The organism is Sediminihabitans luteus (assembly GCF_002797595.1).
Lineage (GTDB): Bacteria > Actinomycetota > Actinomycetes > Actinomycetales > Cellulomonadaceae > Paraoerskovia > Paraoerskovia lutea.
Genome location: NZ_PGFE01000003.1, coordinates 66,334 through 80,969, shown reverse-complemented (window position 1 = coordinate 80,969; position 14,636 = coordinate 66,334). Strand labels below are relative to the sequence as shown.

The following is a 14,636-nucleotide window of genomic DNA, read 5'->3' as shown; positions in this document are numbered from 1 at the left end:
GCGGCTTTCCCGCCCGCGCCGCGGCGCGGTACCGTGAAACACGTGAACCCGCAACCCGTCGTGACCGTCGTCCAGAGCTCGCCCGCGTTCGGGCTCGGGACTCTCGCCGATGTCCTCGCCGAGCGCGTGCGCCTCGTGCGCCCCTACGCGGGCGACACCGTGCCCGCCCTGGCCGACGCCGGCGACGCCGTCGTCGTGCTCGGCGCCGAGACGAGCGCCTACGACACCGACGCCGCCCCCTGGCTCGGCGCGGTGCGCGCGCTCCTGAGCGAGGCGCTCGCGGCCGGCACCCCCGTGCTCGGTCTGGGCCTCGGCGCCCAGCTCCTCGCGCTCGCCGGCGGCGGGCAGGTGCAGGTCGCCGCGCCCCCGGGCGTCGAGGCCGGCGTGACCCGCGTGTTCTGGCGCCCGGGCGCGTGCGACGACGCCGTCGTCGGGTCGGTCGTCGACCCGGCCGACCGGGTCACGCCCGTCGTGACCCTGCACGCGGACGCCGTGGTCGACCTCCCGGCGAACGCGGCCTGGCTGGGCTCGACCGACATGTACCCGTACCAGGCCTTCCGGATCGGCTCCGGCCTGGGCCTGCAGTTCCAGCCCGAGGTCACGCGCGAGCTGCTCGAGGGGTGGCTCGCGCGGGGCGAGCTCGCCGACGCGACCGCCGCGCTCGACGGCTTCGACCGCGACGCCGACGCCGTGCTCGCGACCGGCCGGCGAATCGCCGAGGCGTTCGCCGCGACGGTCGACCGGCACGCGGGCGCGGGGACCGTCACGGTCTGACCGGCCAGCCCGACTGACCAGCCCGACCGGCCGTTACGCGTCGCCGCGCTTGAGCGCGGCGAGCCGCGCCTCGACCTCGGTCGCCGCGCCCAGGTCCTCGAGCTCGTCGAACTGGGCGTCGATCGAGGACGCCGCGAGCTCGGCCTGGCCCATCGCGAGGGCCTCGGTGCGCCGCACCTTCTCCTCGAACCGCCCGAGCTCGCTCGTCGGGTCGAGCACGTTGATCGACGACAGCGCGCCCTGGACCTGCTGCTGCGCCTCGGCGCTCTTCTGGCGGGCGACGAGCGAGTCGCGGCGCGCGCGCAGGTCGACGAGCTTGGCCTTCATCTGCTCGAGGCCCGTGGTGAGCCGGGCGACGGTCTCGCGCTGCGCGGCGATCGACGGCTCGGCCTCGGCGACCTCGCGCTCGGCCTGGATCTGGCGTCCCAGCGCGACCTTCGCGAGCGCGTCGAACTTGTCGGCGTTCGCGGTGTCGCCCGCGGCCCGGTAGGCGTCCGCGCGCGTCGAGGCCGCGCCGGCCTTGCCGCCCCACTCCGCGACCGCCGCGACGTCCTGCGCGTGGTCCTGCTCGGCCAGACGCAGGTTGCCGATGGTCTGCGCGACGGCCTGCTCGGCGTCCGCGATGTTGTTCGTGAAGTCGCGCACGAGCTGGTCGAGCATCTTCTCCGGGTCCTCCGCGGAGTCGATGAGCGCGTTCACGTTGGCCTTGGTGAGCTGGGCGATGCGCCCGAAGATGCTCTGCTTCTCTGCCATGGGACCTCTCCGTTCGGTGCGCCCGCGGGTGCGGGCCTGGTGTGACGTCAGAAGCGCCCGCCGCGGCCACCGCCGCGCCGTCCGCCCGAGGGTCGGCCGGCGGAGCGCCGCCCGCCCGTGCTGCGGCGTCCGCCGCCGAATCCCGCGCCGCCGTAGCCCCCGCCGAACCCGCCGCGGCGTCCGCCGCCGAGGACCTGGTCGAGCAGGATCCCGCCGAGGACCATGCCGCCGACCGACGGGCCGCGGCCCGTGCCACCGGCGGACCCTGCGGCGTCCTGCTGCGCGCGCCGGGCCGCGGATTCCGCGAGGCGCTCGGCCTCCTGCGCGCGGGCGAGCGCGCCCGCCGCGTCGACGGGCTGCAGCGAGCGGGCCTCGGCGAGGTGACGCTCGGCCTCCGAGAGCGCGGCGCGGGCCTCGGGGCCGACGGCGCCGCGCCGGGTCGCGACGTAGTCCTGGGTCGCGCGCAGCTGTGACTCCGCACGCCCGAGCGTGTCGGTGAGCAGCGCGCGTGCCCGCACCGCCTGCTCGGCGGCCTCGCGCGACGGGGCGAGCGCGTCGTCGAGCGCGGCCTCGGCCGCCGTGACCCGGCGCAGCGCCGCGATCGGGTCTCCGCCCTCGCGTGCCGCGCGCGCCTGCGCGAGCGCCGCCTCGGCCTCGCTCACCGCGGTCCGGACCGCGGGCCCGGTGGCCGCGAGCCGCTCGGCGTCCGCGACGTCGCTCGTGATCGACCCGATCGCGCGGTCGAGGCCCGTGACGGCGGCCTCGAGGTCGGCGCGTGCGGTGTCGACCGCGTCGAGCAGCACGACCGCCTGGCCGAGCGCGTTCTCGGCGCCGCGCGCGAGCGTCGCCGCCCCGGCCCTGTCCTTGGTCGCGAGACGTTCACGACCCTGCCGGACGGCGTCCGCGACCTGGGCCAGCAGCCGCGCGGCCTGGTCGGGGTTGGGGGCGACCGACGCGAGCGCCTGCGCGGGGTAGGTGACCGCGAGGGTCTCGACCTGCGAGCGCGCCGGGCCGAGGCGCCGCTCGACCTCGGCCGCGCGCTGCTCGACCGCGTCCAGGGTCTCGGGCGCGCGGGCCTGCAGCGCGCGCAGCGCGTCGAACTCGGCCGTCTGCTCGTCGAGCGCGTCGGCGATCGCGTCGCACCGCTCGACCACCTCGACCAGGGCGACCCGGCGCTGCGGCTCGGGCGTCGGCGGGTCGGTGTCGAGGCCGGCGCGCAGCGCGAACACGGCCGTCGCGCGCGCCTTCGCGTCCTCGAGCACCGCGGCGAACGACCGCGTGGCCTCGAGGCCGAACTCGGCCTGCGCGAACCCGAGCTCCTGCTCGCACGTGCGCACCGCGTCGTCGATCGCGACCAGCGCTGCGCCGGCCCGTCGCTCGAGGTCCTCGGTCGAGGCGGTCGTGAGGTCCTCGGACGACGCGTCGCGCGGCCTCGCGCCGCGCCGCCGCACCGCACGCCACACGAGCGCCCCCGCGACCAGCGCGAGCAGGGCCGCGCCCGCCCACAGCCAGCCCGCACCACCCCCGCCGCCCGGCCCCGCGACGTCCTGCAGCGCCTGCGCCGCCGCGATCGCGGCGCCCGACCAGTCCTCGTCGCGCAGCGCGGCGCGCGCGGCGTCGTCGACCGCGTCGACGTCCGACGTGCTCAGGCCCGACTCGACGTCCACCGACACCCCGTACCGGCGGTCGTCGACCGCGACCGCGAGCAGGAGGTCCTGCGCGCCGAGGCCCGAGACCGTCGCGGTCTGGTCGGCCCACGTCTCGCCGTCGGTGCCGTCGAACGAGTCGACGTACACGACGAACAGCTGGTAGCCGGTCGCGTTGAACGCCGCGTCGAGCGCGTCCTGGACCGCGGGCGCGTCCGTGCCCAGGACGCCCGCGTCGTCCGTGACCTGCGACGGGACGTCGAACGGCGCCTCGGCGGACGCCGGCGCGAGCGTCAGCACGGTCGACGCGGCGATGACCAGCAACGCCGTCGTGGCCGCGCGACCTGCGGCCCGCACGGGACCGAGAGTCCGGGCGAGGCTGCGTCGTCGGCCGGTCGTCACGCTGCGATCCTTGCCCAGAGGCCAGCATGACGCATCCGCACGGGCACGCTCGGCCGAGGATGCACGCCCCCCCGACCCGGAAGGCGCGCGGCCTGCCGTCACACCGCCGTGTCGCTCGCCGCCCCGAGGTCCTCGGCGTCGACGATCCGGTAGGCGTACCCCTGCTCGGCGAGGAACCGCTGACGGTGCGCCGCGAAGTCCTGGTCGACGGTGTCGCGCGCGACGACGGCGTAGAAGTGCGCGGTGCGGCCGTCGGCCTTGGGCCGCATGATGCGCCCGAGCCGCTGGGCCTCCTCCTGCCGTGAGCCGAACGAGCCGGAGACCTGGATCGCGACCGACGCCTCGGGCAGGTCGATCGAGAAGTTCGCGACCTTGCTGACGACGAGGTGGTTGATCTCGCCCGAGCGGAACGCGTCGAACAGCCGCTGCCGCTCGCGCACGGTCGTCGCGCCCATGATCAGCGGTGCGTCGAGGTGCTCGGCGAGCTCTTCGAGCTGGTCGATGTACTGGCCGATCACGAGCACCTGGTCGTCGGGGTGCTGCGCGACGATCTGCTCGACCACGCGCTTCTTGCCCGACGCGCTCGCGGCGAGTCGGTAGCGGTCCTCGGGCTCGGCGGTCGCGTACGTCATGCGCTCGTGCTCGGGCAGCGTGAGGCGCACCTCGACGCAGTCGGCGGGCGCGATGTACCCCTGGGCCTCGATGTCCTTCCAGGGGGCGTCGTACCGCTTGGGGCCGATGAGCGAGAACACCTCGTCCTCGCGGCCGTCCTCGCGCACGAGCGTCGCGGTCAGCCCGAGCCGGCGCCGCGCCTGCAGGTCGGCCGTCATCCGGAAGATCGGCGCGGGCAGCAGGTGCACCTCGTCGTAGAGCACGAGGCCCCAGTCGCGCGCGTCGAGCAGCTCGAGGTGCGTGTACACGCCCTTGCGGCGCGTCGTGAGCACCTGGTAGGTCGCGATCGTGACGGGCTTGATCTCCTTGCGCGCGCCCGAGTACTCGCCGATCTCGTCCTCGGTGAGGTCGGTGCGGCGCAGCAGCTCGTCGCGCCACTGGCGCGCGCTGACGGTGTTGGTCACGAGGATCAGCGTCGTCGTCCCGGACTTCGCCATGGCTCCGGCCCCGACGATCGTCTTGCCCGCGCCGCACGGCAGGACGACGACGCCCGAGCCGCCGTACCAGAACCCGTCGACGGCCTGTGCCTGATAGGGCCGCATGGCCCACGGCTTGCGGATCTCCGCGCCGTCCGGCGTCGTCGTGACCGTCTCGGTGGACAGCGCGATGGGGTGCTTCTCGCCGTCGACGTAGCCCGCGAGGTCCTCGGCGGGCCATCCGAGCTTGACCAGCACCTGCTTGAGGTGGCCGCGCTCGCTGGGGTGCACGACGACGGAGAGCTCGTCGACCCGTTCGCCGACCAGGCCCGCGGTGCGCTTCGACTTGAGGACCTCGGCGAGCACCGCGCGGTCGAGCGCGTGCAGCACGAGGCCGTGCGCGGGGTCGGAGACGAGCTGGAGCCGCCCGTACCGGGACATCGTCTCGGCGATGTCGACGAGCAGCGCGTGCGGCACGGGGTAGCGCGAGTACTCCATGAGCGCGTCGACGACCTGCTCGGCGTCGTGCCCCGCGGCGCGCGCGTTCCACAGGCCGAGCGGGGTGAGCCGGTAGGTGTGCACGTGCTCGGGGGCGCGCTCGAGCTCGGCGAACGGGGCGATCGCGCGGCGCGCCTCGGCGGCGCGCTCGTGGTCGACCTCGAGCAGCAGGGTCTTGTCGCTCTGCACGATCAGGGGGCCGTCGGCCATCGGGGTCCTTCCGTCGGTCCGGTCGTTCGGGCGAACTCTTCGTGCGGTCAGGCGGGCCGGACCGACGCGATCCGGTGCACGGCCACGGTCAGCTCGGCCTCGCGGTCCGCGTCCACGGCCCGCAGCCGCCCGGCGTCGAGCCGCAGCGGGCGCACGCGGCGCGTGTCGGGCAGGCCGCGCGGTCCGACGACCTCGAGCCACACGTGGCCGCCGAGCTCGATCGTCTCGCGCAGCAGCGCCAACGCGTCGGCGGGCTCGGATGTTCCCTCGCCCCGCGGGGTGTCGGACGCCGGGGCGTCGGCCTGGTCCGCGCCGCCGGGTGTCCCGGGCGTTCCTGGTGTCGCTGGTATCGCCGGGGTCGCGGTCGTCCCGTTCGCACCAGCGTCGGGCCGTGCGGCGTCCGACGCGGTGGACGCTGCGGTGGACGACCCGGGTGACGACCCGAGTGACGACGCGGGCGACGACCGGGGCGACGGCGCGGCTGACGGCGCCGGCCCCGCGGTCGCGACGAGCAGCGCGGCGAGCTCCGAGAGCCGGGCGTGCCGCGCGTCGGCGGGCTCGGGCGCGGGCGCCTCGATCGACTCGGCGCGCGGATCGGGCCGCAACGACCGGGGCCGGCGCGCGGGCGGCCCGCCGAGCCACGCGGGGCGGCGTCGCCCGGCGATCCGCACGGCCGTGCCCTCGGCGTGCAGCACCTGCCCGTCGGGGCCCTCGACGGTCGGCGAGAGCCCGCGGGCCCGCAGGGCCGCGCGCAGCTCGATCGCGGGCACGTGCGCCGCGAGCACGGTCGGGGCGATCCGGAAGAGCCCGAGGCCCCGCAGCGCGGGGTCCTCGACGAGACCGACCACGAGCGCCGGGTCCTCGGCACGCAGGTAGCTCGTCGCGGCCCCCACGCGCAGGCGCCCGTGGCGTCGCGCCGCGTCGCGCACGAGGTACTCGAGCGGTTGCGGCACGCCGCCGCGCGCGTGCGCGCCGAGGTCGTCGAGCAGCTCGTCGGCCGTGCGTCCCGCGTCGAGGGCGCGCGTGACCGAGTCGGCCGTGAACCGCACGGTCACCGCGGCGCCGCGCGACTCGACGTCCGCCGACCCGGCGAGCAGCGACTCGAGCGTGGTCGACGGGCGCCCGGGCACGATCCCGGTCAGGTCGCCCTGGAGCAGCAGCTCGTCGACGGGCGGCGGCACGAGCGTCTCGAGCGCGTCCCCGAGCGCGTCGACGCGCCCCGGCGTCGGCGGCCGGTCGAGGCCCTCGAGCAGCGCGCGACCCACGGGGGACAGGGCACCCGCCCCTGTGACGCCCAGCAGGGCGGCGTCCGCGAGCAGCCCCTCGACCGCGTGCTCGGGCGGCACGGCGCGCGGCGAGCGCCAGCGCAGTACCTCGAGGACGGCGTGCGCGTCGAGCGAGACGCCGGGCTGCGCGGCGAGCACGCCCAGCACCGACGCGCGCAGCGCCGGCACCCACGCGCGGTGCAGCTCCGGGTCGAGAGCCGCCCGCAGCGTGCCGCGCTCGTCGCGCGACCCCACGACCCACGGCGTGCGGGGCGTCGCGCCCCACGACGTCGCGAGCGCGGCCCAGCGCCGCGGCACCTCGAGGTCGAGCCAGTCGTCGGCGGCCGTGGTCGGCGCGAACGACGGCGGGTCGTCCCCGTCGTCCGACACGAGGCCCGCGACCAGGGCGAGCTCGGCCACGCTCGCCGCCGTCGGGTCGTCGACCCCGAGGGTCTGCGCGAGGCGGCGCAGCTCGCGCACCCCGAGCCCACCGGTGCGCAGCACCGGCGGCGGCTGCTCCTGCCACACCGCGAGCAGGTGGGCGACGAGCCGCACCGCCTCGAGGGCGGCGCTCGCGGCCTCGGCCTCGACGGTCTCGTCGCGCACCTGCGCGCCCGCGGGCCGTGGGGGGCGGACGGCGGCCCCGCGGTGGGTCCGCCCGCCGCGCAGGGCCAGTGCGACCTCGCGCGGCAGCACGACGTGACGGCCGTCGACCGCGAGCAGCAGGTGCTGCTCGACGAGCCAGTCGACCGCGGCGCGCGCCCGGGGGTCGGTGCGTGGGGCGACACCCACGGGCGGCCCCCACGTGAGTGCGGCGAGTACCTCGCGCGCGCCCGGGGGCGCGTCGCGCGTCAGCACGTCGGTGTCGTCGCCCGCGCGCGCGACGGCGGCGCGCGCGGCGTCGTCGGACGGGCCCAGGCCGGCCGGGTGCGCGCCGAGCAGCTCGTCGAGGCCGGGGGCGGGGCGCACGGGTGCGACGTCCTGCGTCGGGGCGGCGGCCGGGTCGTCGGGCAGGGGCTCCCACACGAGCCCCGCCGTGCGGACGTCCGCGAGCGCGTCGCGGACCGCGGCGACGTCGTCCGCGTCCGCGTCGGGGCCGAGCACGGCCCGAACGACCACGTCGGCGGGCACACCGCCCGGGCGCGTCGCGTCGTCGAGCGCGAGCACGGCCTCGAGCACCGTGAGCCGGCACGCGTCGAGGTGCGCGACCGCGCGCTCGAGGCTCGTGCGGCTCGTCGCGCGCGCCCCGAGCGAGCGCAGCGTCGAGGGCGAGGGGACCGCGAGGTCGGGCCTGGCCTCGAGCAGGGCGAGCACGCGGGCGGGCCCGTGCGAGCGCAGCGACTCGGCGAACGTCGCGGCGGGCGGGCGTGAGGTGGCCATCCGCACCAGGCTACGCCGCAGGGCCTCGCACGCGGCGCAGGCGCGGATGCGGCGTCGGGCGCCCCCGCCCGGTAGCCTGGCCACTGCCACCGCGCAGAGCCCTGCGCGCCCCCGCTGCGGCACGCCGCCGCAGCGCCCACCGACGAACGAGGTTCACGTGCCCACCGGCAAGGTCAAGTGGTTCGACACCGACAAGGGTTTCGGATTCATCGCGAGCGACGACGGTCACGAGGTCTTCCTCCATGCCTCCGCGCTCCCGGCCGGCGCGCCCGCACCCAAGCCCGGGGCGAAGGTCGAGTTCGGCGTCGCCGACGGCAAGCGCGGCCCGTCCGCGCTGTCCGTCACGGTGCTCGAGCCCGGACCGTCGGTGGCCAAGGCGCGGCGTAAGCCCGCCGACGAGCTCGCGTCCATGATCGAGGACCTCATCAAGGTGCTCGACCGTGCGGGCAACGACCTGCGTCGCGGCCGGTACCCCGAGCCCGCGCGCGCCCAGCAGTACGCGACGCTGCTGCGCCACGTCGCCGACGACTTCGAGGCCTGATCCCATGAACGCCGCACTCGACAGCTCCACGACGACCCGCCGCACGGCGGGGGTCTCGGCCCGCGCCGCGCGCGACGCCGTGCTCACGGGTGCGGTCGACCTCGCACGCGCCACGGCCGAGGCCGCGGCGGAGAGCGCGGCGGACGTCGGCGAGCACCTCGGCACGACCGCGCAGGCCGAGCGACTCATGTCGCACCACTTCGCGTGCACGATGCGCGGGTACCGCGGCTGGCACTGGACCGTGACTCTCGCGCGCGTGCCGCGCGGCAAGGTCGCGACGGTGTGCGAGGTCGAGCTCCTGCCCGGCGACGACGCGCTGCTCGCGCCCGAGTGGCTGCCGTGGTCCGAGCGGCTGCGCCCGGGCGACGTCGGCGCGGGCGACGTGCTGCCGTTCAAGGCCGACGACCCGCGCCTCGTGCCCGGCTTTACCCCGACCGGCGACCCCGAGGTCGACGAGGTCGCGATCGACGAGCTCGCGCTCGCCCGCGCCCGCGTGCTCTCCGAGGACGGCCGCGCCGCGGCCGCGCAGCGCTGGATGGACGGCGCGCGCGGGCCCGGCACGCCCGGGTCGGTCGCGAGCGCGCAGGGCTGCACGACGTGCGGGTTCCTCGTGCCGCTCCAGGGCGCGCTCGGCCAGCTCTTCGGGGTCTGCACCAACGAGTGGTCGCCCGACGACGGCAAGGTCGTCGCGCTCGCGCACGGCTGCGGCGCGCACTCCGAGACCGACGTCGACCCGCACCCGAGCGACTGGCCCGCGCCCGCGCCGATCATCGACGAGACCGCGATCGAGCCCGTCCGGCTCCCGGCACGGGCGGAGGCGCCGGCGGACGTGCAGCACGACGTGTCGGCCGAGACCCCGGCCGAGACCCCGGCCGACGAGGAGCCCCGCTCCTCGTGACCGTCGACCCCTTCGGGACGGAGGCGCTGCGGCGCGCCGTCACGGAGGCCTGGGCCGCGTCCCCCGCGCGGTTCCGGGAGGACGCGAACGCCGAGGAGGACCACGCGCGCGGGCACTACCGCGACCGGGTCGTGGTCGAGCTCGCGCAGAACGCCGCCGACGCCGCGACGCGTGCGGGCGAGCCCGGGTACCTGCGGCTCGAGCTGCGCACCGACGAGCGCGTGCTGCTCGCGTCGAGCACCGGCGCCCCGCTCGACGCCGCGGGCGTCGTGTCCCTCGCGGGCCTGCGGGCGTCGGCCAAGCGCGACGACGCGCGGACCGTCGGCCGGTTCGGCGTCGGCTTCGCCGCGGTCCGGTCGGTCGCGGACGACGTCTCGCTGACCTCCCGCACGGGCGGCGGCGTCGCGTTCTCGCTCGCCCGCACGCGTGAGACGCTCACCAGGCTGGCCGCGCAGCACCCCGCCCTCGCGGCCGAGGTCGCGGCGCGCGGCGACGCCCTGCCCGTGCTCCGGCTGCCCTTCCCGGCTCCGTGGCCCGCCGAGGCGGAGACCAGCAGGTCGGAGAGCCCTGAGCACCCCGACCGCGAGCACCCCGACCGCGAGCACCCCGAGCCCGAGCACCCCGAGCCCCCGGCGCCCGAGACGATCGCCCGGCTCGTGCTGCGCGACGACGCGGCCGCGGCCGAGGTGCGCCGTCAGCTCGACGCCCTCGACGACGCGCTGCTCGTCGCGCTGCCCGGCCTCGCGCGCGTCGACGTCGTGGTCGACGGCGCCGCGCGCACGCTCGCCGACGTCGAGGACCGCTGGCACGTGGTGCGCGCGAGCGGCGACCTGCCCCGCGGGCTGCTCGCCGACGCGCCGGTCGAGCAGCGCGGCAGCTGGTCGGTCGCGTGGGCGCTGCCCCGGCAGGGCGGGTCGCCCGTGGCCCGCGTGCTGCACGCCCCCACGCCCACCGACGAGCCGGTCACGCTGCCCGCGCTGCTCGTCGCCTCGCTCCCGGTCGACCCGGGGCGTCGGCACGTGGTGCCCGGTCCGCTCGCCGACCACGTCGTCGCGCAGGCCGGGGCGCTCGCGGTCGAGCTCGCGCGGGTGCTGGCCGCGGCGGGCGGCCACCCGCTCGCGCTCGTGCCGACCGGCCTGCCCGCGGGCGTGCTCGACGGCGCGCTGCGTGCGGCGGTCGTCGCGGCGCTCGCGCAGGCACCCCTGCTGGCCGCGCCCACGGGCCTGCCAGTGCGCCCGGTCGACGCGACGTTCGTCCCCGGTCCCGTCGGGCAGGACGTCGCGGTGGTCGAGGTCCTCGCCGCGGGCACGGCCGACCTCGTCGTGCTCCCGTCGGCGCACGCCGCCGCGGCGCGCACGTGCGGCGTCGGCGTGCTGGACCTCGCCGACGCGGTCGCGGCCTTGCCCGCCGGGGGAGGGCCGTCGCGCTGGCGTGCCGCGTACGACGCGTTCGCTCCCTGGGCCACCGACCCGCAGGTCACCGAGGCCCTCGCGGCCGTGCCCGTGCCGCTCGCCGACGGCCGTACGGCGTACGGCGCGCGCGGCGTGGTCGTGCCCACCGGCGCGGCCGCCACGACCCCCGACGACGGCGGACCGGACCTCGCGGCGCTCGGCGTGCGCGCCGTCCACCCGGACGCCGCGCACCCGCTGCTCGAACGGCTCGGCGCCCGCGCCGCGGACGCGTTCGACCTGCTGGCCGGTGTCGACCCCGCGGGCCTGCCGGCTGACGCCGTGCTCGCGCTCGTCGCCGCGGCCGTGCGCGACCGCCCCGGCGCCGACGCGTCCCGCTACCCGTTCCGCCTCGGCGAGATCGAGGTCGGGACCGACGACGGCACGGTCGCGCTGCGCGAGTGCGCGCTGCCCGGCACCTGGGCCGCCGACGTCCTCGACCTCGACCTCGTGCCCGAGGCGCTGGTCGACCGCCACGGCCCCGCGGCCCTGCGCGCCGCGGGCGCGCACGACGGCCTCGACGTGTACACCGTGCGGGACGTCGTCACGGCGGACGCCGCTCCCGACCTCGGCGGCGACGACGCCTCGCCCGCGGGCTGGCTCGACGGGTGGTCCGACTACCTCGAGGCCCTGGCGGACGCCGTCGGGCCGGGCGTCCCCGTGGGCGACCTCGACGCGGTCGCCGACCTCGACGCGGCCACCGCGCTCGGGCCCGTGCTCACCCGGGTCGCGTCGGACCAGGCCGCACGGCGTGCGCTGCTGACCGAGGTGCGGGCCCCCGGCCGCGGTGCGGGGGAGCCCGGGCACGCGCCGTCCTACACCGCGTGGTGGCTGCGCGACGCGCTCGGGGCGCCGTTCGCGATGCCCGGGCACGACGTCCCGCTCGTCCCGCGCGCACCCGCCTGGCTGCCGGCGCTCGACGCCGACGTGCTGCGTGCGGTCGGCGGCGTCGCGTCGCTCGCCGACCTCGACGCCGACGCCTGGACGCTCGTGCTCGACGACCTGCCCGACGTCGGCACCGCGGTCGAGCCCGGGCTCGCCCGGCACGTGTGGGCCGGGCTCGACGGCGCACGGCGCGTCGACGTCGACCGGCTCCCCGCGGTGCACGGCGACGCGTGCGTCGTGGTCGAGCACGAGCGGCTCGCGGTCGCCGAGGCGCCGTGCTGGGCCCAGGTGCGGCCCGTCGTGCCCGCCGCGCCCGGCCGGGGGGACGCGCTCGCGCGGGCCCTCGACGTGCCGCTGCTCGACGGGACCGGGCTCGACCGCGGTGCAGGTGACGGCAGTGCAGCTGACGGCAGTGCAGCTGATGTCGTCACCACGGGGACGGCGTCCGACGAGGTGCCGCTCGACCCGCGCGTGCTGGCCGCGCTCGGCGACGTCCCGGCGACGTGGACGGCGCACGACGAGCTCGTCGTCGAGGGCGTCGAGGTCGAGTGGTGGGTTTCCGGGCGCGGCACGGGCGCCCGGGTCGACGCGACGACGCTCGCCGGCGCGGCGCAGGGGCTCGCGCACGCGGCCGGCAGGTTCGAGGACCGCCACCGCGTGCTCGCGCTGCTCGAGGACCCTGCCTCGGCGGGCGCCGACGTGCTGCTCGGCGCCTGGGCGTCGCCTCAGCCGCGCTGACCGCGGCGTCGCACCCACAGCAGACCGAGCCCACCCAGGGCCACCCCGACGACGCACACCGCGACGCCGCGCGCGCCCGTCGTCCCCGTGGCCGCGAGCACCCCGCACACGACGCCCGCGACCGCGAACGCGAGGATCCCCAGCAGGATCACGCGGCGCAGGTCGACCTCGAGCGGGGGCGGCAGGGGTCGGCGCAGCTCGGGGTGCGTCAGCAGAGCGATCACGCCGGGTCGGTGCGCCATGGGTCGATCGTAGGCGGGGAGGCCTCGGCGAACCGGTCCGAGGCTTCACCCGGTGCTTCGCGTCACGATGTGACCCCGGCCACGTCTCCTCTCCATGAGCCGGTTCTCGACGGGGTGCGTTCGGCAGTGATCACCCGGGTGAAATGGCGCCGCACCAGGGCTCCTGGACGGGTGTCCACTTCTACGATGAACCAGCCGATCGCACTCGACGACGGGCGGAGGACACGGTGAGCGGACTGGTCTCGGACCTCGTCTCCGACGTGCGGCGCGGGCTGGGGGCTCGGACGGGTCGTTCACCGCTCAGCGAGGCGCGGGCCGTGGTCGAGGAGGCGGGCGCCGTCGTCGAGGACGTCGCGACCGGCCTCCTGGGAGCCAGAACGGTCGCCTGGACGACGACGCTGCGGCGTCGGCTCACCCTCACGGACACGCTCGCGGTACTCGGCAGCGTTGTGGTCGCGGTGCTGCTCACCACGACCGGCGTGCTCCACCTCGGCGGATCGACCACACCCGTCGTGCAGGTCGGCGTGGGTGCGGGGGTCGCCGCGGCGTGGCTGCTCGGGCTCGCGGTGTGCCGCACGCGCGACCGGCGGCTCATGGGCGAGGGCCCGCGCGAGTACCAGCGGGTCTTCGAGGCGACGTGGTGGCTGTTCGCCGCGGTCGCGGTGTTCTCCTACGTGTTCGGGATCGCCGAGCCGCGCGGGATCGTGCTCGTCGCGCTGCCGCTCGGACTCGTGTGGCTGCTCGTCGGCAGGTACGCGTGGCGGCAGTGGCTGCACCGTCGGCGCGCCGAGGGCGTGTGCACCCGCACGGTGCTGGCCGTCGGGCACGCCGAGCAGGTCGCCCGGCTCGTCGGCGAGTTCAACGGCAACGATCGCTCGGGCTACGTCGTCGTCGGCGCGTGCGTCCCCGGGGCCGTCGAGGGCCAGCGGGTGCGCGGCGTGCCGGTCCTGGGCGACGTGGCCGCGGCGGGGGCGATCGCGCTCCGCGAGGGCGCCGAGTGCGTCGCGGTCTCGGGCTCGGACGCGGTGACCGCCGACGCGGTGCGTCGGCTCGGCTGGGACCTCGAACGGTCGAGCATCGACCTGATGCTCACGACCGAGCTCACCGACGTCGCCGGCCCCCGGCTGACGATCACGCCGGCGCAGGGCGTCTCGCTCGTGCACGTCGACGCGCCCCGGTTCAGCGGGCCCAAGTACGCGGTCAAGACCGCGCTCGACGTGGTCGGTGCGCTCGTCGCGCTGCTCCTGCTCCTGCCCGTCCTGCTCGCGGTCACCGTGGTCGTCGCGTGCTCGGGCCGCGGGGGCGTGATCTTCCGGCAGGAGCGCGTGGGCCGCAACGGCGAGACCTTCTCGATGCTCAAGTTCCGGACCATGCGCAGCGGGGCCGAGTTCGAGGTGGCCGACCTCGCCGACCTCAGCGAGGGCGCTGGGCCGCTGTTCAAGATGCGCGAGGACCCGCGCGTCACGCGCGTCGGCCGGTTCCTGCGGCGGTACTCGATCGACGAGCTCCCGCAGCTCGTCAACGTGCTGCGCGGCGAGATGAGCCTCGTCGGGCCGCGCCCGCCGCTGCCGTCTGAGGTCACCGCGTACGGGGTCGCCGCCCAGCGTCGTCTGCTCGTCAAGCCCGGCCTGACCGGGCTGTGGCAGGTCGGGGGGAGGTCCGACCTGAGCTGGGACGAGAGCGTGCGGCTCGACGTCTACTACGTCGAGAACTGGACGCCGTTCGTCGACCTCCTGCTCATCGCGAAGACCGCTCGGGCGATCGTCGTGGGCGAGGGCGCGTACTAGCGTCCTCCTGACGTTCGCCGGGAGGCCACCTTCCGGACGGAACGGCGAAACCTCGACCCTCGAGGCTCGCCCGCAGCATGA

Annotated in this window: 10 protein-coding genes; 5 read left to right on the top strand and 5 right to left on the bottom strand. The window is 77.1% G+C overall.

Going from position 1 to position 14,636, the window contains the following annotated elements:
• Nucleotides 1-42: 42 nt before the first annotated feature.
• Nucleotides 43-774, top strand: coding sequence for a type 1 glutamine amidotransferase (locus tag CLV28_RS10010; protein ID WP_239073051.1), 732 nt, complete (start codon nucleotides 43-45; stop codon nucleotides 772-774).
• A 33-nt stretch (nucleotides 775-807) separates the two neighbouring features.
• On the opposite strand, the gene CLV28_RS10005 is transcribed toward CLV28_RS10010, so the two are convergent.
• The 4 genes from CLV28_RS10005 to CLV28_RS09990 all read right to left on the bottom strand — a co-directional run bounded on the left by CLV28_RS10005 (nucleotide 808) and on the right by CLV28_RS09990 (nucleotide 8,016).
• Nucleotides 808-1,527, bottom strand: a complete 720-nt coding sequence (locus CLV28_RS10005; protein ID WP_100423196.1) for a PspA/IM30 family protein — start codon at nucleotides 1,525-1,527, stop codon at nucleotides 808-810.
• A gap of 47 nt (nucleotides 1,528-1,574) precedes the next feature.
• Nucleotides 1,575-3,575: a TPM domain-containing protein gene (locus tag CLV28_RS10000; protein WP_170062654.1), complete on the bottom strand. Its 2,001-nt coding sequence runs from the start codon at nucleotides 3,573-3,575 to the stop codon at nucleotides 1,575-1,577.
• A 98-nt stretch (nucleotides 3,576-3,673) separates the two neighbouring features.
• Complete coding sequence (locus CLV28_RS09995; protein ID WP_100423194.1) at nucleotides 3,674-5,371, bottom strand: DNA repair helicase XPB; 1,698 nt, start codon at nucleotides 5,369-5,371, stop codon at nucleotides 3,674-3,676.
• 47 nt (nucleotides 5,372-5,418) lie between these two features.
• Nucleotides 5,419-8,016, bottom strand: a complete 2,598-nt coding sequence (locus CLV28_RS09990) for a helicase-associated domain-containing protein (protein ID WP_100423193.1) — start codon at nucleotides 8,014-8,016, stop codon at nucleotides 5,419-5,421.
• Nucleotides 8,017-8,173: 157 nt separating this feature from the next.
• On the opposite strand from CLV28_RS09990, the gene CLV28_RS09985 reads away from it, so the two are divergent.
• The 3 genes from CLV28_RS09985 to CLV28_RS09975 are packed head-to-tail and all read left to right on the top strand — an operon-like array spanning nucleotide 8,174 to nucleotide 12,526.
• The gene (locus tag CLV28_RS09985; protein WP_100423192.1) at nucleotides 8,174-8,557 is read left to right on the top strand and encodes a cold-shock protein; all 384 of its coding nucleotides are present in this window, start codon (nucleotides 8,174-8,176) and stop codon (nucleotides 8,555-8,557) included.
• A 4-nt stretch (nucleotides 8,558-8,561) separates the two neighbouring features.
• The gene (locus CLV28_RS09980; RefSeq protein WP_100423191.1) at nucleotides 8,562-9,455 is read left to right on the top strand and encodes a DUF3027 domain-containing protein; all 894 of its coding nucleotides are present in this window, start codon (nucleotides 8,562-8,564) and stop codon (nucleotides 9,453-9,455) included.
• Nucleotides 9,452-12,526 carry an ATP-binding protein gene (locus CLV28_RS09975; RefSeq protein WP_100423190.1) on the top strand — a complete coding sequence of 1,025 codons (3,075 nt, stop codon included), beginning with the start codon at nucleotides 9,452-9,454 and terminating at the stop codon, nucleotides 12,524-12,526. The genes CLV28_RS09980 and CLV28_RS09975 overlap by 4 nt, the downstream gene beginning before the upstream one ends.
• Here CLV28_RS09975 and CLV28_RS09970 read toward each other — a convergent pair.
• The gene (locus tag CLV28_RS09970) at nucleotides 12,514-12,768 is read right to left on the bottom strand and encodes a DUF2530 domain-containing protein (protein WP_100423189.1); all 255 of its coding nucleotides are present in this window, start codon (nucleotides 12,766-12,768) and stop codon (nucleotides 12,514-12,516) included. The genes CLV28_RS09975 and CLV28_RS09970 overlap by 13 nt on opposite strands.
• 227 nt (nucleotides 12,769-12,995) lie before the next feature.
• Between CLV28_RS09970 and CLV28_RS09965 the strand changes: the two genes are divergently transcribed.
• Entirely contained in the window at nucleotides 12,996-14,555 is a 1,560-nt protein-coding gene (locus CLV28_RS09965) for a sugar transferase (protein ID WP_239073050.1), read from the top strand.
• Nucleotides 14,556-14,636 lie beyond the last annotated feature (81 nt).